Source organism: Corynebacterium sp. 74A, assembly GCF_008930665.1.
In the GTDB taxonomy this organism is placed as follows: Bacteria; Actinomycetota; Actinomycetes; order Mycobacteriales; family Mycobacteriaceae; genus Corynebacterium; species Corynebacterium megadyptis.
On the sequence record NZ_PQMG01000005.1, the window covers coordinates 58,149 to 76,451 of the forward strand.

An 18,303-nucleotide genomic window follows, 5' to 3' on the forward strand; every position below is an offset into this window, starting at 1 on the left:
CATGGCTACTCGTACAACTACCACCGTGACCATTAATTTCCCGCCCGCAGACGTCTACGCTGCGTTTGCAAACAAGGCGTATTGGGATCACAACACCGCCACCCTCTCCCCCGAGCCGGGCGAGGTGCACGAGTTCACTGCCGACGATAACGGCGCCAAGGCTGTGCTCTTCGAGGTCATGCCCACCGACATGCTGCCCGAGGCCGTCAGCGCCATGATCAGCCAGGCACTCAAGATCAAGCGCGTGGTTAACTACACGGCTCTCGAGGGCACCTCCACCGAGGGTTCTTATACCGCTGATGTGAAGGGCGCCCCGGTGGACTTCGAGGGCGAGATCGCCCTGAGTGGCGATGACTCCTCCACCACCCTCACCTACAACAACGTCATTACCGTGGACATCCCCTTCATGGGCCCGGCCATCGAGCCCAAGGTGGCCGATGCAGTGGGTGAGCTGCTCGCTAACGAGGCGAAGCTCACCGAAGAGTGGATTTCCTCTCACTCCTAGGCCGCTCGTGTCGCGACTCTCGCTGCGCGTCGAGGCGCTCTAATATCATGGCCGATCACGCGCATAACCTCGCCTTTTCTTCCCACGCCCTCAGCCGCCCCACGAGCGGACCTGTGGGCGTGGTGACGCGAGGAACCACCGGAGCGAACCGCCTGCGCAAACTCGATCGCTGGTTGCACTACCAGCCCGAGGTGCGCAGGCTGTTGCGTTCTGTGGACTCGCCCCTTGCCATCGACCTCGGTTACGGGGCGTCGTTTCGCACCACCTGCGAGTGGGCGCGCTGGCTGCGCCGCACTCGCCCCGATATTGCGGTGGTCGGGCTCGAGATCGAGCCCAGCCGGGTACTACCGCCGCGGGATGGGGTGCGTTTTGAGCTGGGCGGTTTCGAACTCGCCGGCTATCACCCGCATCTGTTGCGGGCCTTTAATGTGCTGCGCCAATACGACGCCGCCCATGTGCCCGAGGTATGGCAGGCGGTGGGCGAACGCCTCGCCGACGGGGGCATGTTTATCGACGGCACCTGCGATGAGCTGGGGCGGCGTAGCTCGTGGGTACTGCTGGATCAGCACGGTCCGCGCACTCTCACCCTGGCCTGGGACCCGCACCATACGCCGCGCCCCTCGCTGGTGGCCGAGCGGCTGCCGAAGATCCTCATCCACCGCAATGTGGCTGGGGAGAGAATATATGATTTTCTGCGTGCCGCCGACGCCGCCTGGGATCAGGCGGCCGGCTGGTCGAGTTTTGGCCCGCGCATCCGCTGGCGGCACGCGCTGGAGATCCTCGCCACCCAGTATCCGCTGCACGGCTGGCGCCGCGGGGTGCGGGATAATGTGGTGACCGTGGACTTCGCCGCCGTGGCGCCGCGCTAGCGCCCGCCGCCGGCCATAGTTGCCCACTCCCCCGTTTTCGAGCACACTGTTATAGATGTCTGCTTCTCACGGGTCCTCGAAGTCCCCTATGAAAATCGTTGTTGGCCTGCTCCTCGCCCTGCTGGTGATCGCGGTGGTGGCCGAGGTAGGAACCCGCTTCTATGTGGGTAAGCGCATTACTGAGGAAGTGCCTAGCTCCTCGGTGAGCTTCGGTGCCTCCCCGCTGCTGCTGGGTGCCGCCACAGGCACCGTCAATCACCTCACCGTCGACACGGAGAACACCCTGGAGATTGTCTCCACCGAGGCCCATCCCACGGAGCCGAGCGTCACCGGCACCCCGAAGGCCACCGTGGACATCGACAAACTCGATATTCGCGGCGAGCGCCTCATGGCCGGCCACTTCGCCGCCGACGCCATCCTGCCCGATGAGTATCTCTTGGCCATGGCGCAGCGCACCAAGGCGGAGCGCAGCGATGGCAACTTCTTCGCCAGCCTCATCGAGGTCACCGATATCGACACCGCCGGCCAGAAGGTGCGGGTGCTCATCAATGATGGCCTCGCCACCCTCACTCTCACCCCACGTGTTGGCTCCAACCAGCTGGAATTTCAGGTGGATAGCATCGAGGTGGGCACCGTGCGGCTTCCCGACGCCTTCTCCGAGGAAATTGGCCGCGCCCTTCAGGTTGCGGTCGCCGAAGCCACGGTGGATCTGACGATCACTGAGGTGGAGGTCGTCGATACTGGCCTGCGCGTGGTCGCTGTGGGCGATAACGTGGATCTCAACAGCCTGCAGGAGCAGCTCTAAATCTCGACCCTGTCCGGGTAGAGTCGCCCGCAGCCGCGCGCCGCGGCGGCGCTGATGACTCCCCGTACCCCCATGGCCCGTGCCTGCTCGGCACGGGCTTCGTGCTGTGTCGGGTCAGAATCTGGGCCGAGTACGATCCACAGTCCAGCGGGCTCCGGAACTGCCTCGGTGAGCAGGGCTACTTCGGAGAAGAAATGGGATTCATCGCCGGCTTGGTCGAGCATCGCCAGCACTCCCTCCGCCCCGGTCTGAACGGCAAGGCGCGCCTCGGAGGCTTTGATCAGCGGGGCGTGGTTGCCGCTCGGCCAGCCAGCCGTGGAGAGCACCGGCACGTCCGCGTGGTGCACTAGGTGCAGCTTGTGCGGGGGAATCACCACCGCGGCAGCGCCCTCCTGTGCTGCCTGCTCCATGCGGGCGCGGATCTGCTCATCTGTCACGCCCGGGTGCAGGGCCATCAACCATGTCATGGCTTCTAAGGCTAGCGGATCGCTTCACACAGGGCGGCTGCTGGGCGGCTAGGTGGCGTCGATAAGCGCCGGTGAGGGCCTTAGTAGTAGTCGCCGTTGAGGATGCTCTTGATCTGGGGGCGTACATCCCACCAGTACACCCCGATGACGACGATGCCGACCCAGGCGAGAATCGGGAAACCGATGAGGGTGGCGAGGGTAGACCCCAGCACCATGCCGAACCACGTCCACTTGTCCTTGCGGCCGGCGGCCTCGAAGGCGTCGGGGCGGGTATTGGCGATCAGTACAGCGCCAAGCGCGCCGGCGATGGCGACCGGCCAGTAGAGGATCATGGTTAACAGCGACATCAGCGGAGCTCCTTAGACAGCGGGCGTCGTGGCACCCACCTTACCGTCTCAGCAGCAAGACACCTCTGGCGGGTGCGGGGAATAAGGGGCGCTTAGAGGGCGCCGAAGAGAAGGTGGGACAGCGAGTAGATAATCAGCCCCGCCAAGGCACCGACGATGGTGCCGTTGAGGCGGATGAACTGCAAATCCTTGCCCACCATGAGTTCGATCTTGTCGCTGGCCTCCTCGGCGTCCCAGCGCTCGATGGTCTCCGAGATGATGGCGGTGATCTCATCTGCGTAGTTATTGGCCAAGAAAGCCGCACCATCGATAACGCGACGCTCTAGGGAGACACGCATCTGCTCATCCTCGCAGATCCTGTGGCCCCAGTCGCGCGCGAATGCGGTGATCTTGGTGCGCAGCACCGAGCTGGGATCCTCGGCGGCCTCCACAATAGAAGAAGATGCGTCCCGCCAGATGGCGGCGGGGGCGCCCTGGATCGCGCTGGAGCCGAGCACATCGGCCTTCCAGCTCTCCAGCTTGGCGATGGTCTCCGGATCGTGCTGGAGATCATGGGCCAAGCGGGCCACCACCCGGCGCATCTCGCGGCGGGCCTCGTGGTTTTTATCGCGGGCCACCGCGGCCGTCCACGCGGTGAGCTCGCGATAGACCTTGTCCGAGACGAGATCGTTAACAAAACGCGGCGCCCAGCTGGGGGCACGCTCGCCGAGGATGCGGTCGATGAGATCCTCGGAGGCTCGGGCCTTCTCATCTGCCCAGGCGGCGACGGCATCCACCACCGGTTCGGTTTTGCCTTCCTCGATCAGCCCCTCGAGGATGCGGCCAGCCGGTGGCCCCCACTCCGGTTCGGCAAGGCGATCGATGAGGCCGCGCTGGATAATGGCCTCCGCCTCGGCGGGGTCCAACTCCCGCACAATGGCGGCGAGCAAACGGCCGGCCTCGGCGGAGGTGCGCTCCGCATTGCCCTCGGCCACCAGCCACTCGCCGATGCGCTCGGGGATGCGGGCCTGGGAGACCTTCTCTGTAATGAGCTCGGCGTTGAGGAAGTTATCCCCCACGAAGCCCGCCAAGGACTCGCCGATCTGGTCCTTCTTATTGCGCACGATCGCGGTATGCGGGATCGGCAGGTGCAGCGGATGGCGGAAGAGCGCGGTCACCGCGAACCAGTCCGCCAAGCCGCCGATCATGCCGGCCTCGGCGGCGGCGCGCACGAAGCCGACCCACGTGGCGGTCTCGCCTGGCTGGGCTTCCAACCAGCGGCAGAAGAGATACACCACGGTGGCCAGCAGTAGCAGGCCGGTGGCGATGGCCTTGTGTTTGCGCAAGCTGCGGCGGCGCTCGGCCTCCGTCTCTGGAGAGGGGCCGGGAACGGCGAGACGCCCCGGGGGCGAGTCGGCGGCAGTGGACGCGGTAGACTCCGCCTGAGATACAGCGGGGCCGAGTGAGTGTCGTCCCATGGATGTTGTCACTCTCAGCTAGATAATTAGGTGCAGCCTCCACCTCGGATGGGGCGGCGGCTGGGATGAACTGTTGCACTATAGCGCACCTGCTGCGGTGCGAGCGAGATGTGCCCAGCACACACGGTAGTCCTGCGCCACACTCTTCGGGCGCGGACGCGAGCGCGGGTGCGGGCCTAGATCATGGACAGGCCGGTGCTGATGAAACGCAGCCCCACGAGCAGGGTAAGGATGGTGATGAGCACCATGAGAATGATCCAGCGGGTGCGGTTATTCACGGGCACCTCCTCTCCGCTGCACTGGGGAATGACACAACCAAAACCGCCGAGCCAGATCTTCGGGGATCCGACTCGGCGGCTCTGAGTTGAACACGGAGCGCTGACGCTTCACCCGCGCCAGTCAGCTCGCTCCACTCGCCCCGCTATACGGGGCCAGTGGCGAGGCACTGAACGAGGTTGAGGGGTATGTCAGCGGCCTAGTTGTGGCGTCCTGTGCGCTTGACGTACGCCTTGTAGTCGCGGCGACCGTACTTCACGAGGCCCACTCCGAAGAGCAGCACCGCGAGGGTGGCGATCGCACCAACGAGGACGTAGGTGGAAGCCTCGGGCTGGGAACCCGCCGAGCCTGAAGCCAAGCCGAACAGGATGATGCCGGAGAAAGCGATCGAGGAAAGGATGATGCCCATACCCCACCAAGTGGAGCTCTTGAGCAGCGAGGAGTGCGGTGCCTCCAAGCTCACGGGATCATAGCCCTCGATGTAGTTGTCCTCGATGCGCAGTTCCTTGTCTGAACCCTTCTTCGCAGACATACCCTTGCCTTTCGTTCAAGTTAAGCAAATGTTAAGAATCAGCTTAGTGATCCTTGCCCGAGAATGCAGCTCGGGCCCGCTCATAGTTGATGGATGCCACAGCGGTCAGCGGGATGCTAGCCGGGCACACATCGGCACATTCACCGTACAGCGAGCAGGGGCCGAAGTTGGTCTCCAGCTCGTCGATCATATTGCGGGCGCGGCGGCCGCGTTCTTCCTTGCCGAGAGGCATCATGCGCAGGTGCACCAGCTTGGCGCCGGTGAACAGGTGAGCGGCACCATTCGGGCAGGCGGCCACACAGGCACCACAGCCGATGCAGGCTGCGTGGTCCAGTGCGAACTCGTTGTCCTCATAGTTCATGTGCATGGTGTCAGCGTCCGGCGCGGTACCCGCGTTGACGGTGACATAGCCACCCTTTTGCATGACGCGGTCAAGGGCGGAGCGGTCAATAACCATGTCCTTGATCACGGGGTAGGCGGCGGAGCGCATCGGCTCGATCTGCAGCTTGTCGCCGTCCTTGAAGTCCATCAGGCGCTGCTGGCAGGCCGGAGTGTTCTTCAGGGGGCCGTGCGGACGGCCATTGACCATCACGCCACAGGTTCCGCAGATACCCTCGCGGCAGTCAGAAGCGAAGGCGAAAGGCTCTTTGCCCTCTTCAACGTACTGGGAGTTGACGTGGTCGAGCAGCTCGAGGACCGACATCTGCGGTACAGCGTCCGGAACCTCGACAGGCTCGTAATGTCCCTCGGTGTTTGGGCCAGCTTGGCGCCAAATCTCTAGATGCAGTTTCATTACTTGTAATTCCTTGTCATCAGCGGAACGGCTTCGAAGTACAGCGGTTCGGCGTGGCGGATGAACTTACCCTCGCCGGCGGGCTCCCAGGCGGAGACGAAGCACCAGTGCTCGTCGTCACGGCGGGCCTCGCCGTCTTCGGTGAGGTGATCCTCGCGGTAGTGCGCACCGCAGGACTCGTCGCGGTCAAGAGCATCAACGCACATGAGCTCGCCCAGGTCGATGTAGTCGGCCACGCGCAGGCCGTACTCCAGCACTTGGTTCATCTCATCGGCCTTGCCGGGGATGTTGACGTTGGCCCAGAAGTCCTTGCGCAGGGCGCGGATCTTCTCGATGCCATCAGCCAGGTCCTTCTCGTTACGGGACACGCCACAAGAGAAGTACAGGATCTCACCGAGCTGACGGTGGAAGTACTCCGGACCGTGGTCGCCCTTGACGTTCATCAGCGTGGAGATGCGGTCCTTCGCGCGCTGTACGGCGGCCTTGGCCTCCGGGGAGTCCTCGGAGAGGACTTCCTTGCCCAAGTGCTCGCCGAGGTAGTTCGGCACAGTGAACGGAATGGTGAACCAGCCGTCCACAGATGCCGAGAGCAGCGAGTTCGCGCCGAGGCGATTCGCGCCGTGGTAGGTCCAGCCGCACTCACCGGCGGCGAAGAGACCGTCCACGGAGGTCATCAGGTTGAAGTCGGTCCACAGGCCACCCATGGTGAAGTGGCAGGTGGGAGCAATACGCATCGGCACCTTGTAGGGGTTCTCGCCGGTGGCCTCTTCATACATGGTGAAGAGGTTGCCGTAACGAGCACGGATCTTGTCCTCGCCGAGACGCTGGATGGCGTCGCGGAAGTCCAGGTATGCCGAGTTGTGCAGCGGCCCAACGCCGAGGCCCTTGTTGATCTGCTGGGAGATCGCACGGGAAGCGACGTCGCGGGGCACGAGGTTACCGAATGCCGGGTAGCGGCGCTCGAGGAAGTAGTCGCGCTCCTCCTCGGGGATGCTATTGGCGTCACGGTCGTCCTTCTCTACCACCGGGGACCAGATCCGGCCGTCGTTACGCAGCGACTCCGACATCAGGATGGTCTTGGACTGCCAGTGCGAGTTGACGGGCAGGCCGGTCGGGTGGAACTGGATGAAGGACGGGGAAGCCAAGTAGGCGCCCGCATCGTAGGCACGCATCATGGCGGATGCGTTGGAGTTCTTTGCCAGCGTGGACATGTGGTAGACGTTGCCGTAACCACCGGTGGCCAGTACCACAGCGTGGGCGGTGTGGGCCTTGATCTCGCCGGTAATGAGGTTGCGCATGACCACGCCGTCGCAGTGCTTGCCGCCCTCACGCTCGTTGATGATCAGATCCACCATCTCGTTGTGGGTGAAGATCTCAACGGTGCCCTCGTGGATCTGGCGCTGCAGCGCGGATGCAGCAGAGAGCTGCAGCTGCTGGCCTGTTTGACCACGGGTGTAGTAGGTGCGGGAAACCTGCACACCACCGAAGGAACGGGTGGCTAGGGTGCCGCCGTACTCGCGAGCGAAGGGAGCACCGATGGCGCTCATGTGGTCAATCACGCGCACGGACTCATAGGCCAGACGCCAGCAGTCGTGCTCGCGGCAGCGGTAGTCGCCGCCCTTCACGGTGTCCTTGACGTGGCGGTAGGCGCCGTCGTTGTCCACCTTCTTGCCGCGGGCGGAGTTCACACCACCCTGGGCAGCAATGGAGTGCGCACGACGCGGGGCGTCGTGATAAGTGAAGCACTGGACGTTATAACCGAGCTCGCCGAGAGCCGCGGCTGCGCCGCCGCCGGAGAGGCCGGTGCCCACCACGATCACGTTGAACTTACGGCGGTTCAGCGGGGAGACCAGGGTCATGTGGTCCTTCTGGTATTCCCACATGTCCTTGGTAGGAACAACGCCGTGCGGTGCCTGGTCATTGAGGACCGAGCCGAGGGTCACACCCTCCACTACGGAGGCAGGAGCCTCGAAGTTGTCGAGGAAGGACGTATCGATTTCTTTACTCATGGAACTTAACTCTCCTGGAATCCTTAGCTGACCCAGCCCGCAAGGACTGCGACGGGGATCAGCACATTGCCGATCAGGACGATGGCGGGAACAAGGTAAGCAACGAAGGAGAGCACAGCACGCCAGCGCTTACCCACAATGCCCAGGTCGCTCACTGCCACCCACATGCCGTGAGTGAGGTGCAGGAACAGGCAGAGCTGAGCAATGATGTAGAAGATGGCCACGGCCGGACGGCTGAAGGTTGCCACAACGTTGGCATACACCTCACCGTGCTCGAAGGACGCGGATGCTGCCGGCTGGACACCAACGGTCAGGTCCAGAATGTGGAAGATGATGAAGGCCAGCAGCACGATGCCGGTGACGATCATGGTCTGCGTCGCGAAGCTCTGCAGACCGCCCATCTTGTTGGTGCGGCGGAACTTGCCGCGGGATTGGTGAGCACGGCCCACGATGGCGAAGGCTCCCCAGATGTGGAGAATGATGCCCACCAGCAAGACAATGCGCAGGATCCACAGCACCGACCCATAAGGCATAACGGGCTCACCGACGGTACGGAAGAACTCGCCGTACTCGTCGAGCGCGGGGCGGCCATCATGATCCGGCAAGAAGATCTTCAGGTTACCCACCATGTGGACGACGACGAATGCGGCAAAGATCAGGCCGGTAATCGCCATCGTGAGCTTCACGGCCCAGGTGGGATAACCCGGCCGCTCGCGGAGTGGTTTTTCAGTAATTTTGCCGTGCGCGATTGCGTCACGGTCGTCATATTTAACAGTCATGGCACCTCCAGTGTCGCTAATACCTTACGGCCGTTTTCACAGGCGGAACCACTCGCTCCATGACGGGGTGACCCAACTCACAACGCTATAACTAGCATGTTCTACGTTCTTTAGGTTAGGCTCGCCTCTAGAAGAAGTGTGCTGCGCGGCCATTATGGCAGTTCACTGCGAATTCTCATTCCTCTATCAGGATACGCGGTTGGTGGGCCGTTTCGAGATTCACATTTACCCCAAGCCCCACAATCAACCCCTATCGGGGGCACTTTCGCGATCCACAATTACGCAACATTTTTGATTCTTAATTCACCTCGCGCGCCCGCATCGTCCCCGCGAGTGCTCGCCGCACCCTACCCCAGCCTCATCGCGGCCACGGAGGACTATATGCCCAGCTCATGGCGTCGATAAGAGCGTCACAGACAGCGCTCGAGACAGCACGGCCACGGGGGGCACCCGCGGAAAACCACACCCATAGGTGAGCGTATATACGCCGCAGCCCGGCTCGCGGGCACCCCGAATACGCGGGTGAACAGGCACTGCCTCCGGGGCGGGCGGGGATCCGGTTGAGGTGATGCCGCTCACGTACTATGTCTCTATGGGAAAAACATACGTGGGTTCCAGGTTGCGGCAGCTGCGGCGGGAACGTGACCTCAGCCAGGCGTCCCTCGCGGACACGCTGGGTCTTTCCGCCTCGTATGTCAATCAGATTGAACACGATGTGCGCCCGCTGACCGTGTCGGTGCTGTCCAAAATCACCGAGGCCTTCGGGATTGACGCCACCTTCTTCTCCCACGAGGACGATTCTCGACTCCTGGCCGAGGTGAAGGACGTCATCGCCGACAAGGAGCTGGTGGCCCAGCCGGTGGATCTGGCAGAGCTCTCCGAGGTAGTAGCCGATCACCCCACGGTGGCCAAGACCATCGTGGACATGCACCGGCGCTATCGCACTATCCGCGATAAGCTCTCGCTGCTCACCGATGAACGCAGCCGCGGCGAGGAGCGGCAGGACTACACCGGCGACCTGCTGGATATGCCCCACGAGCAGGTGCGGGATTTCATCCACGCCAATAACAATTACTTTCACCAGCTCGACACCGCGGCGGAGCAGCTCCACCAGAAGCTGGGGCTGCAGCTCGGCTCTACTCCCGCCACCTTGACGGCACTGCACCAGTACATCACCGAGCAGCACGGGGTGACAGTGCTGCCCACCGCCACTGGCACCACCCTGCACCGCTATGACCCCAGCGCCGCCACGCTGGAGATCTCCAGCCTCATCGGGCCGGGCCAGCAGGCTTTTCGCATCGCCAGCGTGCTCGCCCACCTCGAGCTCGGCCCCGAGCTGCAGCGGCTGGTCAAGGAGGCGGACTTCAGCACCCGCGAGTCCTCCCTGCTGGCGCTGCGCGGCCTGGCCAGCTACTACGCCGCCGCGCTGCTGCTGCCCTATACCGAGTTCCACGAGCTCGTGGACAAGACCCGCTATGACTTGGAGTACCTAGCCAACTACACCGGCCTCGGTTTTGAGACCATCTGCCACCGCGTGTCGACGCTGCAACGCCCAGGGCTGCGGGGCATTCCTTTTACCTTCATCCGCGTCGACCGCGCCGGCAATATGTCCAAGCGGCTGTCCGCCGGGGGCTTTCACTTCACTCATTCCGGCGGCACCTGCCCGCTGTGGAATGTCTACGAGGCCTTCTCCAACCCGGGGCATATGCAGCGCCAATATGCCTCCATGCCCGATGGCCGCACCTATGTGTGGGTCGCCCGCACCGTCAGCCATCGCTATGGCACCTTCGACCAGGGCGGCAAGGAATTCGCAATCGGCTTAGGCTGCGAGGCCCGGCACGCGGGGCGCATGGTGTATTTCGATGCGCTTCCGATAGACAATCCCGCCGCCGCGGTGCCGATCGGTCCCGGCTGTCGGGTATGTGCCCGCACGGACTGCGCGCAGCGCGCCTTCCCTGCCATCCAGGGCATCGCGCGCTTCGACGCCCACTCCTCCTCCCTCGCCGCCTACTAGGAGGCGTGCATCACCGACGGCTATCTCGACGGCCATGCCCGCGGCTACCATGAGATTCATGCTGGAAGCCCTGCCTGTCTCCCCCGCTGACCCTGCCGCCATCCTGCCTGATCTCGCCGCGGCCCTCGCCGGTGAGCGCAGCCTGCTGCCGCTGCCCGCCCAGGACCGCTCCCGCGCCCAGCAGCTGGCCCGCACCATGCGCGTTGGCGAGGAGATCGATCCCGAGGTAGCGCTGGTGGTATCCACCTCCGGCTCCACCGGCACCCCCAAGGGGGCGCTGCTGAGCGGCGAGAACCTCGCCTCCTCGGCGGTGGCTACCCATAATGCCCTGCACGGGCCGGGGGCGTGGCTCTTGGCCTTGCCCGCCCATCACATCGCCGGGCTGCAGGTGCTCATCCGCAGCATCCTCGCCGAGACGACCCCCACCACCCTCGATGTCTCCGGCGGCTTTCACCTCGCGGACTTCGCTCGCGCCACCGCCCAGGCCCGGCGCGCTGCCGGGGAGGATCCGCTCTACACCGCACTCGTGCCCAACCAGCTGCACAAGGCCTTGGCATCGCTGCAGGGCATCGAGGCTTTGCGGCTTTACGACGCCATCCTGGTCGGCGGCGGCCCCACCACCGAAAGCACCCGCACCGCCGCCCGGCGCCTCGGGATCTCCGTGGTGTGCACCTATGGTTCCTCGGAGACGGCGGGCGGCTGTATCTACGATGGCGTGCCCATCGAGTGGGCCTCAGTGAAACTCACGGGGCAGCATGGGCGGATTCATCTGGGCGGACCGATGGTGGCCCGCGGCTACCGCAATGTGGGCCCGGAGGATACGGATGCTTTTGCCCACCCGGGCTGGTTTTCGACCAATGATTGCGGGCACATCACGGATGGCCTGCTGCAGGTGACCGGCCGGCTCGATGCGATCATCTCCTCCGGCGGGCTGAAGCTGCACCCCGAGGTGTTAGAGCAGGAGCTGCTCAATATCGCTGGGGTGGACACAGCGTGTGTCACCGGCATCCCCGATGCGCGCCTTGGGCAGGCCATTGTGGCGGCCTATACCGGCACGGCGCGGGTGGGCGAGATCATTGAAGCGCTCGATCATCTTCCCCGCTGGCAGTTGCCGAAGCAGTTGCTGCGGGTAGACGCCTTACCGCTCACCGGCCCAGGCAAGGTGGATCGGCGGGCGGTGGCGCGGCTGTTCTAGCGATTCGCCTGATCGAGCGTGACGACGTCATCTCGGGTGTATAGCCGCGCAATGGCGGCATCATTGCCGTGGGCGAGATTCTCCCGTACCAGCGGGTGCAGGGCCGCCGAGGGCAGCAGCGGGAAGGTGCGTGGTGTGGCCGCCACCTGCGCCACGGGCAGCTCGGCGCGCAGGGCGGTGTGGTGCAGCAGCAGATCATCGCAGTGCAGACTGGCGGCGATATCTTCGCGGCGCAGCTGGGCGAGCCGCTGCACGAATCCCGGCGGGTAGCACACCCCGCTCACCCCGGTGGGCACGTGCAGCAGCGAGGCGCTGGTGCTGCGCACGGGATTCCAGTGGATATAGGGGGCGATGCGCTGGCCGTGCAGCCTGATCTGGTGGGCGCGGTGCGCGGTGATCTGCGTGGGCTGGGCCGCCGCGAGGAGCTGCGGCACGCACGCGGGCGGATAGAGCACATCATCGTCGATGGTGATGAGCCAGCTCTGTGGGTGGGCCCGCGCCGCCGGTAAGTATTTGGTGTGTGGCCCCAGGCCCGGTTCTGCCTGGCGGATGCGCAGGCCGCGGGCGCAGAGCCGCTGCAGACCGGCCGAACGCGGGGCGTGATAGTCCTGCGGTTCGAGCCACAATTCCACCGGGGCGGCATGGGCCACCGATTCGATGGCGAGATGCACCCAGCGCAGCCGGCGGCCATAGCTGCTGAGGCTAATGACCACGTGGGGGTGCTGCGGCACGGGGGTGCGCGAGGTGTGGTTGCGCCACACCAGCCGTAGCAGCAAGGGAAGATGACGTAGCGCGTTGATCGCCGCGGTAGAGAGATAGTTCAGCCACACACGCTTGAGATTAGCCCAGCAGACCCCGGCGCTGAGTTCAGCACCCCAAGCACCACGAGGGGACGGGCCGCGGGTAGAAATAGTAGCTATGCAGAACTCCCGTTCCACCGCGACCGCCGCCGACTGGCTCGAAGGGGCCCGACCGCACACCTGGGCCAATGCTTTCGCCCCCGTGATTGCTGGCACGGGGGCCGCCGCCTATGCCCAAGGGGCCTCGCTGCCCCGCGCCCTGCTGGCGCTGCTGGTGGCATGGGCGTTGATTGTGGGCGTGAACTACGCCAATGACTACTCGGATGGGATCCGCGGCACCGATGATGATCGCTCCGGGCCGCTGCGGCTCACCGGCTCGGGTCTGGCGGCGCCGGCGAAGGTCAAGCGCGCCGCATTCGCCGCCTTCGGGGTGGCGGCGGTGGCGGGGATTGTGCTTTCGCTGCTGAGCGCGTGGTGGCTGATCCTCGTGGGTATCGCTTGTATCGCGGGGGCGTGGTTCTACACCGGTGGCTCGCGCCCCTATGGCTATCGCGGGCTGGGCGAGGTGTCCGTGTTTGTGTTCTTCGGTCTCGTGGCCGTGCTGGGCACCGAGTTCACCCAAGCGGGTTCCATCAGTGCCGTGGGCGTGGCCTTGGCGGTGAGCGTGGGCGCAATGTCGGCCGCGGTGAACCTAGCCAATAACCTGCGCGATATCCCCTCCGATAGCGCCACCGGGAAAACCACGCTGGCGGTGATTCTCGGCGATCAGCGCACCCGCAGCCTGTGGCTGGCGCTCATAGCCGTGCCGCTGGTGGCCATCCTGCTGCTCGCAGTCAGTGCCACCTGGTGGTGTGTGGTGGGTGTGCTGGCGGCGCCCTTCCTTGTGGCCGCGGCGCGGCCAGTCCGTGGCGGCGCCACTGGCGCGGCACTCATCCCCGTGCTGGGGCTGACTGGGCGCGGGATGCTGGTGTTCTCCCTCGTTATCGCCGCCGCGTTAACGCTGGCTGGCTAGCGCCGCTTAGCGATGAGCTAGCTCTTCCTCGACCCACTTCTTGTGGGCCTTACGCTGCTCATCCCACTCGGCCATTTCGCCGGTGACGCGCATCCGCAGGGAGCTGAAGAGCAGCAACGAGAGCGGGAAGGCCACGAGGAGGGCCAGCAGCGCGCAGATGAGCCAAGGCACGGGGGAATCAATGAGCACCGCCGCCCCCTTGATGAGCGCGGTGAGTACGACGAAGAGCACAATGCGCGCGCCCCCATACAGCGCGGAGTCTTTCCACGCGCGGCTGCGCAGCTCTGTATCCAACTCCGGTGCGTCCGATTCAACCCTGCTAGTCACAAGCACCGAGTTTAGCCGTATCCTTGGGGGAAGAAAACGTAGCCCGCATCATTGTTTGTAGAGATCGGAGTTGTCAGCGAGTGGGTCGTCTCATCGTTCTCATTCTCATCATTGCCGCCCTGGTGCTGATCTGGAAGGCCTTTGGGCCCTCAAGCTGGAAACGAAACAACCAGCTCCAGCAGTCGCAGCGGCCCGTCATCAAGGGTCCCGACGATGATGAGGAGTTCCTCTGGGAGCTGGAAAAACGCCAGTTCAAGGAGCGGCGCGCCCGCCAGCAGGAACTCGAGCGCCAAGCCCAGGAGGCCGAGGAGCGGCGCCGCCGCGAACGCAGGCAGGAGCAGCGCCGGATCGAAGAACGCCGCACCGCCGAGCACCTTGGCCCCTCCACGGCGGACACTCCCCAAGAAAAACCGGAGGAAAACCCAGAGGAGAAACCCGAGGAGAAACCAGGTTCCTAGCCGGGGTTAGGAACGGGCGGCGGCCTGTTCGCGCCGAAGAATCTCGCCCAAGTAGGCGCCATAGCCGGACTTCTCCAGACGCTGCGCTCGGATGCGCAGCTGCTCATCAGAGATCAGCCCCATGCGCCACGCCACCTCTTCTGGGCAGCTGATCTTGAGTCCTTGGCGCTTTTCGATGGTGCGCACAAAATCGCCGGCGTCCATGAGTGATTCATGGGTGCCGGTGTCCAGCCATGCGGTGCCACGCGGCAGCACCTCCACCTGCAGCGCCTGCCGCTGCAAATAGTGGTTGTTGATATCGGTGATCTCCAGCTCGCCGCGAGCGCTCGGGGTGAGTCCGGCGGCGATATCTACCACCTCGTTGTCGTAGAAATACAGGCCCGGCACCGCGAACTGGGAGCGCGGATGGGCCGGTTTTTCCTCCAGCGACAGCGCATTGCCCTCTCGGTCGAACTCCACCACCCCATAAGCGCTGGGATCAGCCACCCAATAGGCGAAGATCGCCCCGCCCTCCACCTCGGTGAAGCGGCGCAGCTGGGTGCCGAGGCCGGCACCATAGAAGATGTTATCGCCGAGAATCAACGCCACGCTGTCCTCGCCAATATGGTCCCGGCCGATGCGGAAGGCGTCGGCAAGCCCCCGTGGGGCGTCCTGGGTGGCGAAACTCAAGGAGATACCGAATTGGGACCCATCCCCAAGGAGGCGGCGAAACTGCGGCTCATCGTGCGGGTCCACGATCACGAGAATGTCATCAATACCCGCCAGCATGAGCGTGGACAGCGGGTAGTAGATCATGGGCTTGTCATAGACCGGAACCAGCTGTTTGGAGACGCCTAGGGTGATGGGCCACAGCCGCGAACCGGTGCCGCCCGCGAGGATGATGCCTTTCACTGCTGCGCTTCCTCGTTCGCCAGCACCCACCCATCCTTGTACATGTTGAGCAGCTCCTCGCAGTCCTCGACGGTGGGCAGATGCTCGCGGGCCTCGTCCAGCCCCGGGGCGGCGCGGTCCTTATCGCTCAAGATCGGATCGCTGACCGGCCATTCGATGCCGAGGCTGCTATCGAGCGGATCGACGCCAAAATCGACATTCGGGTCGTATTCGCTGGAGGTGAGATAGCAGACGGTGGAATCGCGCACCGCGGCAAAACCGTGAGCGAAGCCATCCGGGATGTAGAGGCACCGGCGGTTCTCCTCGGAGAGGGTCACGCCCTCCCAGCGACCGAAGGTCTCCGAGCCTAGGCGCACATCCACCAACACATCCCAGATCTCGCCACTGACGCAGGTGACGTACTTCTGCTGCCCGGGGAATACGGCGGTGAAGTGCAGCCCGCGCAGGACTCCGGCTCGGGAGACAGACATATTCGCCTGCTGCAAAGCAAAAGGGTGGCCGGTGAAGGATTCAAACTCGGTGGCCTTAAACCACTCGTGGAAGCTGCCCCGCGCATCGGGGTGCACGGTGGGCTCGGTGTAGAAACTGGGCAGGGTGGAGAGTTCATGCAGCATAGGCACCACTATAGTGCCGCGCGGCGCGTGGCTGCACCCCGCTGAGCAGTGCGGCTAGACGCCGCGAGCGGCGTAGAGCTCCTCGGAGCGGGCATAGGCCGCCTGCCACCACTGCGGATTGTGGCGATAAAACTCCACGGTCTCTTCCAGCCCGGCACGCAGCGTGGTGTGTGCCGGCGCCCACCCGAGTTCCTCGGTGGAACTGGGATCGATGGCGTAGCGACGATCATGGCCGGGCCGATCGCGCACATACTCGATAGCGCCGCCGCCGATGATCTCGACGAGCAGCTCGGCCACGTCCCTATTGGAGGCCTCCCCGTCCGCCCCGATGAGATAGGTGGAGCCGATCCTGCCGGCGTCGATAATGCGCCATACGGCGTCGTTGTGATCGTCCACGTGAATCCAGTCCCGCACATTGCGGCCATCGCCGTAGAGGCGCACGGACTCGCCCTGCAGCAGCTTGAGGATTTGCCGGGGAATGAACTTCTCCGGGTGCTGATAGGGGCCGTAGTTATTGCTGCAATTAGAAATGGTCGCCTGCAGCCCATAGGAGCGCACGAAGGCGCGGATCATGTGATCGCTGGCCGCCTTCGACGCCGAGTAGGGCGAGGAGGGCCGATAGGGGCTATCCACCCGGAAACGCTCCGCGGAGTCGAGGGGCAGATCGCCATAGACCTCATCGGTGGAGATGTGGTGCATGCGCACCCCGTGCGCCACCGCGCACTTGGCGAGGGTCACCGTGCCCTCCACATTGGTACGGGCAAAAACCTCGGGGTGGTCGATGGAATTATCGTTGTGGCTTTCCGCGGCGAAGTGCACCAGGAGGTCGGCGTCGTGAAGCAGCTCGTGCACGAGCTGCTCATCGCAGATATTCCCCTGCACCAGCTGCGCATCCGTACCGGCCAGACTATCGGGGTTGGCAGCGTAGGTGAGCGCATCGAGGACGGTGATGCGCTCCACCTCGGGGCGAGTGAGCCGAGTACGGCGCACAAAGTTCGCGCCAATGAAACCGGCGCCGCCGGTGACCACGAGATGCACGACAGAGGTCCTTTCTGCGCGGGCGAGAAGCGGGCGCGGTGCGGGCGCGCCGCAGTGGCCACACCCGCTCGGTACAGGCAGGGGCGTTAGTTGAGGCCAGCGTAGGAGTGCAGGCCCGAGGTGACCATGTTGATGAAGAAGAGGTTAAACACCATGGTGCCGAGGCAGACCACGTTGATCCAGGCGGAGAACACGCGGCTGAAGGAGGGGATGGCGCGGGCGTGGAGATAGGCGGCCAAGAGCAGCCAGGTGACCAGCGACATGGTCTCCTTCGGATCCCAGCCCCAGAAACGGCCCCACGCGGACTCTGCCCAGATCGCACCCAAGGCAATACCCAGGCCGAAGATCGGTAGCGCCCAGATGGCCGTTTTATAGGCAATCTGATCCAAGACCTTCGCCGCGGGCAGCGGCCGGGCTACCCGCCCTAGGAAAGTAGCGGGCTCCGTGCCCTTGGGGAAGCGACTGCGGAAGAGGAATACCAGCGAGCCGAGGCCGGAGAGCATGCAGATAGAGGCGCCGGTGACCACGGTGGAGACGTGGATGGGATACCACATGGACTGCAGGGCCGGAACCAAAGGCGCGGACTCGGCATAGAGCTTGGTGCCGCCGAAGAACATCAGCGCCAGCACTGGGGTGAGTACCCACGGCCACAGCGCCGGGATGGCGCGGGAGGTGACCATCAGCGCGGTCACCAGCATGGTGCCGAAGGTGATCACGGAGACGTACTCGTAGAGGTTACCGAAGGGGAAGCGGGAGGCGGAGACACCGCGCAGCACCAAGGAGGTGGCATGCAGCACGATGCCAAGGAACACCATGGTCTGCGCCATGTTGGCGAAGCGCTGCGCCTTCGCCTCTAGTTCTGCTGCCTTCTTAATCGCGGCCGGCGGCGGGGTAACTGAGCTGCCGGAATCGGCATCCGATCCCGATGCGGAGCTCGCTGTGCCCACGAGCACGGGGTGTGTGGCGTCGATCGTGGCCTCCGCGGCGGCGGTGTGCTTCACGTAGTAGACGATCGCGAGCGCGAGCGCCAAGAAGTACACCACAAACGCCGAGGCGAAGGTGAGATCCGAAAACGTCGCCACAGACTGATTAACCGGCAGGGAATTCACTAGTCG

General features: G+C 64.3%; 20 protein-coding genes. 7 read left to right on the forward strand and 13 right to left on the reverse strand.

All coding sequences use genetic code 11. The annotated features are described in order from the left end of the window. Position 1: 1 nt before the first annotated feature. From GBB11_RS08285 to GBB11_RS08295, 3 genes are read left to right on the forward strand one after another with little or no spacing between them, the layout of a single operon-like run. The gene (locus GBB11_RS08285; protein ID WP_151529300.1) at positions 2 to 505 is read left to right on the forward strand and encodes a DUF2505 domain-containing protein; all 504 of its coding nucleotides are present in this window, start codon (positions 2 to 4) and stop codon (positions 503 to 505) included. Between the two features lie 47 nt (positions 506 to 552). Beyond that, positions 553 to 1,374 carry a class I SAM-dependent methyltransferase gene (locus tag GBB11_RS08290; protein ID WP_151549592.1) on the forward strand — a complete coding sequence of 274 codons (822 nt, stop codon included), beginning with the start codon at positions 553 to 555 and terminating at the stop codon, positions 1,372 to 1,374. Between the two features lie 55 nt (positions 1,375 to 1,429). Continuing rightward, positions 1,430 to 2,179 (forward strand): DUF2993 domain-containing protein, encoded by a 750-nt coding sequence (locus GBB11_RS08295; protein ID WP_151549593.1) that lies wholly within the window; start codon positions 1,430 to 1,432, stop codon positions 2,177 to 2,179. On the opposite strand, the gene GBB11_RS08300 is transcribed toward GBB11_RS08295, so the two are convergent. From GBB11_RS08300 to GBB11_RS08330, 7 genes are all read right to left on the reverse strand, one after another. After that, positions 2,176 to 2,646 carry a hypothetical protein gene (locus GBB11_RS08300; protein WP_151549594.1) on the reverse strand — a complete coding sequence of 157 codons (471 nt, stop codon included), beginning with the start codon at positions 2,644 to 2,646 and terminating at the stop codon, positions 2,176 to 2,178. The genes GBB11_RS08295 and GBB11_RS08300 overlap by 4 nt on opposite strands. A gap of 80 nt (positions 2,647 to 2,726) precedes the next feature. Continuing rightward, positions 2,727 to 2,993, reverse strand: a complete 267-nt coding sequence (locus GBB11_RS08305; protein ID WP_370451579.1) for a DUF2516 family protein — start codon at positions 2,991 to 2,993, stop codon at positions 2,727 to 2,729. 92 nt (positions 2,994 to 3,085) lie between these two features. Then, the gene (locus tag GBB11_RS08310) at positions 3,086 to 4,450 is read right to left on the reverse strand and encodes a DUF445 domain-containing protein (protein ID WP_151549595.1); all 1,365 of its coding nucleotides are present in this window, start codon (positions 4,448 to 4,450) and stop codon (positions 3,086 to 3,088) included. Positions 4,451 to 4,925: 475 nt separating this feature from the next. Next, positions 4,926 to 5,258, reverse strand: a complete 333-nt coding sequence (locus GBB11_RS08315; protein ID WP_151549596.1) for a hypothetical protein — start codon at positions 5,256 to 5,258, stop codon at positions 4,926 to 4,928. 43 nt (positions 5,259 to 5,301) lie between these two features. After that, positions 5,302 to 6,051, reverse strand: coding sequence for a succinate dehydrogenase/fumarate reductase iron-sulfur subunit (locus GBB11_RS08320; RefSeq protein WP_151549597.1), 750 nt, complete (start codon positions 6,049 to 6,051; stop codon positions 5,302 to 5,304). After that, entirely contained in the window at positions 6,051 to 8,060 is a 2,010-nt protein-coding gene (locus GBB11_RS08325; protein WP_151529312.1) for a fumarate reductase/succinate dehydrogenase flavoprotein subunit, read from the reverse strand. The genes GBB11_RS08320 and GBB11_RS08325 overlap by 1 nt, the downstream gene beginning before the upstream one ends. A gap of 23 nt (positions 8,061 to 8,083) precedes the next feature. Next, complete coding sequence (locus GBB11_RS08330; RefSeq protein WP_151549598.1) at positions 8,084 to 8,839, reverse strand: succinate dehydrogenase cytochrome b subunit; 756 nt, start codon at positions 8,837 to 8,839, stop codon at positions 8,084 to 8,086. A gap of 592 nt (positions 8,840 to 9,431) precedes the next feature. Between GBB11_RS08330 and GBB11_RS08335 the strand changes: the two genes are divergently transcribed. Both GBB11_RS08335 and menE read left to right on the forward strand, forming a co-directional pair. Beyond that, positions 9,432 to 10,853 carry a short-chain fatty acyl-CoA regulator family protein gene (locus GBB11_RS08335; protein ID WP_151549599.1) on the forward strand — a complete coding sequence of 474 codons (1,422 nt, stop codon included), beginning with the start codon at positions 9,432 to 9,434 and terminating at the stop codon, positions 10,851 to 10,853. A gap of 58 nt (positions 10,854 to 10,911) precedes the next feature. Beyond that, positions 10,912 to 12,048 carry an o-succinylbenzoate--CoA ligase gene (menE, locus tag GBB11_RS08340; RefSeq protein WP_151549600.1) on the forward strand — a complete coding sequence of 379 codons (1,137 nt, stop codon included), beginning with the start codon at positions 10,912 to 10,914 and terminating at the stop codon, positions 12,046 to 12,048. On the opposite strand, the gene GBB11_RS08345 is transcribed toward menE, so the two are convergent. Continuing rightward, positions 12,045 to 12,878, reverse strand: a complete 834-nt coding sequence (locus tag GBB11_RS08345; RefSeq protein WP_151549601.1) for a glycosyltransferase — start codon at positions 12,876 to 12,878, stop codon at positions 12,045 to 12,047. The genes menE and GBB11_RS08345 overlap by 4 nt on opposite strands. A gap of 88 nt (positions 12,879 to 12,966) precedes the next feature. Between GBB11_RS08345 and GBB11_RS08350 the strand changes: the two genes are divergently transcribed. Next, entirely contained in the window at positions 12,967 to 13,860 is an 894-nt protein-coding gene (locus GBB11_RS08350; RefSeq protein WP_151549602.1) for a 1,4-dihydroxy-2-naphthoate polyprenyltransferase, read from the forward strand. A gap of 6 nt (positions 13,861 to 13,866) precedes the next feature. On the opposite strand, the gene GBB11_RS08355 is transcribed toward GBB11_RS08350, so the two are convergent. Beyond that, on the reverse strand, positions 13,867 to 14,187 hold the full coding sequence (locus GBB11_RS08355) for a DUF4229 domain-containing protein (RefSeq protein ID WP_225979200.1): 321 nt from the start codon (positions 14,185 to 14,187) through the stop codon (positions 13,867 to 13,869). Positions 14,188 to 14,267: 80 nt separating this feature from the next. Between GBB11_RS08355 and GBB11_RS08360 the strand changes: the two genes are divergently transcribed. Next, entirely contained in the window at positions 14,268 to 14,645 is a 378-nt protein-coding gene (locus GBB11_RS08360) for a hypothetical protein (RefSeq protein WP_151549603.1), read from the forward strand. Between the two features lie 6 nt (positions 14,646 to 14,651). Here the strand turns inward: GBB11_RS08360 and rfbA are convergent, their stop codons facing one another. From rfbA to ccsB, 4 genes are all read right to left on the reverse strand, one after another. Further along, positions 14,652 to 15,536, reverse strand: coding sequence for a glucose-1-phosphate thymidylyltransferase RfbA (rfbA, locus tag GBB11_RS08365; protein WP_151549604.1), 885 nt, complete (start codon positions 15,534 to 15,536; stop codon positions 14,652 to 14,654). Then, the gene (rfbC, locus tag GBB11_RS08370) at positions 15,533 to 16,150 is read right to left on the reverse strand and encodes a dTDP-4-dehydrorhamnose 3,5-epimerase (protein ID WP_151549605.1); all 618 of its coding nucleotides are present in this window, start codon (positions 16,148 to 16,150) and stop codon (positions 15,533 to 15,535) included. Before rfbC ends, rfbA begins: the two co-directional genes overlap by 4 nt. Before the next feature lie 54 nt (positions 16,151 to 16,204). Beyond that, entirely contained in the window at positions 16,205 to 17,188 is a 984-nt protein-coding gene (gene rfbB / locus GBB11_RS08375) for a dTDP-glucose 4,6-dehydratase (protein WP_151549606.1), read from the reverse strand. A gap of 86 nt (positions 17,189 to 17,274) precedes the next feature. Beyond that, on the reverse strand, positions 17,275 to 18,288 hold the full coding sequence (gene ccsB / locus GBB11_RS08380) for a c-type cytochrome biogenesis protein CcsB (protein ID WP_192796360.1): 1,014 nt from the start codon (positions 18,286 to 18,288) through the stop codon (positions 17,275 to 17,277). Between the last annotated feature and the right edge of the window lie 15 nt (positions 18,289 to 18,303).

Excerpts from the sequence above, each read along its gene's own strand:
- GBB11_RS08285 (WP_151529300.1), top strand. The coding sequence starts at position 2 with ATGGCTACTCGTACAACTACCACCGTGACCATTAATTTCCCGCCCGCA.
- GBB11_RS08290 (WP_151549592.1), top strand. The coding sequence starts at position 553 with ATGGCCGATCACGCGCATAACCTCGCCTTTTCTTCCCACGCCCTCAGC.
- GBB11_RS08295 (WP_151549593.1), top strand. The coding sequence starts at position 1,430 with ATGTCTGCTTCTCACGGGTCCTCGAAGTCCCCTATGAAAATCGTTGTT.
- GBB11_RS08300 (WP_151549594.1), bottom strand. The coding sequence starts at position 2,646 with ATGACATGGTTGATGGCCCTGCACCCGGGCGTGACAGATGAGCAGATC.
- GBB11_RS08305 (WP_370451579.1), bottom strand. The coding sequence starts at position 2,993 with ATGTCGCTGTTAACCATGATCCTCTACTGGCCGGTCGCCATCGCCGGC.
- GBB11_RS08310 (WP_151549595.1), bottom strand. The coding sequence starts at position 4,450 with ATGGGACGACACTCACTCGGCCCCGCTGTATCTCAGGCGGAGTCTACC.
- GBB11_RS08315 (WP_151549596.1), bottom strand. The coding sequence starts at position 5,258 with ATGTCTGCGAAGAAGGGTTCAGACAAGGAACTGCGCATCGAGGACAAC.
- GBB11_RS08320 (WP_151549597.1), bottom strand. The coding sequence starts at position 6,051 with ATGAAACTGCATCTAGAGATTTGGCGCCAAGCTGGCCCAAACACCGAG.
- GBB11_RS08325 (WP_151529312.1), bottom strand. The coding sequence starts at position 8,060 with ATGAGTAAAGAAATCGATACGTCCTTCCTCGACAACTTCGAGGCTCCT.
- GBB11_RS08330 (WP_151549598.1), bottom strand. The coding sequence starts at position 8,839 with ATGACTGTTAAATATGACGACCGTGACGCAATCGCGCACGGCAAAATT.
- GBB11_RS08335 (WP_151549599.1), top strand. The coding sequence starts at position 9,432 with ATGGGAAAAACATACGTGGGTTCCAGGTTGCGGCAGCTGCGGCGGGAA.
- menE (WP_151549600.1), top strand. The coding sequence starts at position 10,912 with ATGCTGGAAGCCCTGCCTGTCTCCCCCGCTGACCCTGCCGCCATCCTG.
- GBB11_RS08350 (WP_151549602.1), top strand. The coding sequence starts at position 12,967 with ATGCAGAACTCCCGTTCCACCGCGACCGCCGCCGACTGGCTCGAAGGG.
- rfbC (WP_151549605.1), bottom strand. The coding sequence starts at position 16,150 with ATGCTGCATGAACTCTCCACCCTGCCCAGTTTCTACACCGAGCCCACC.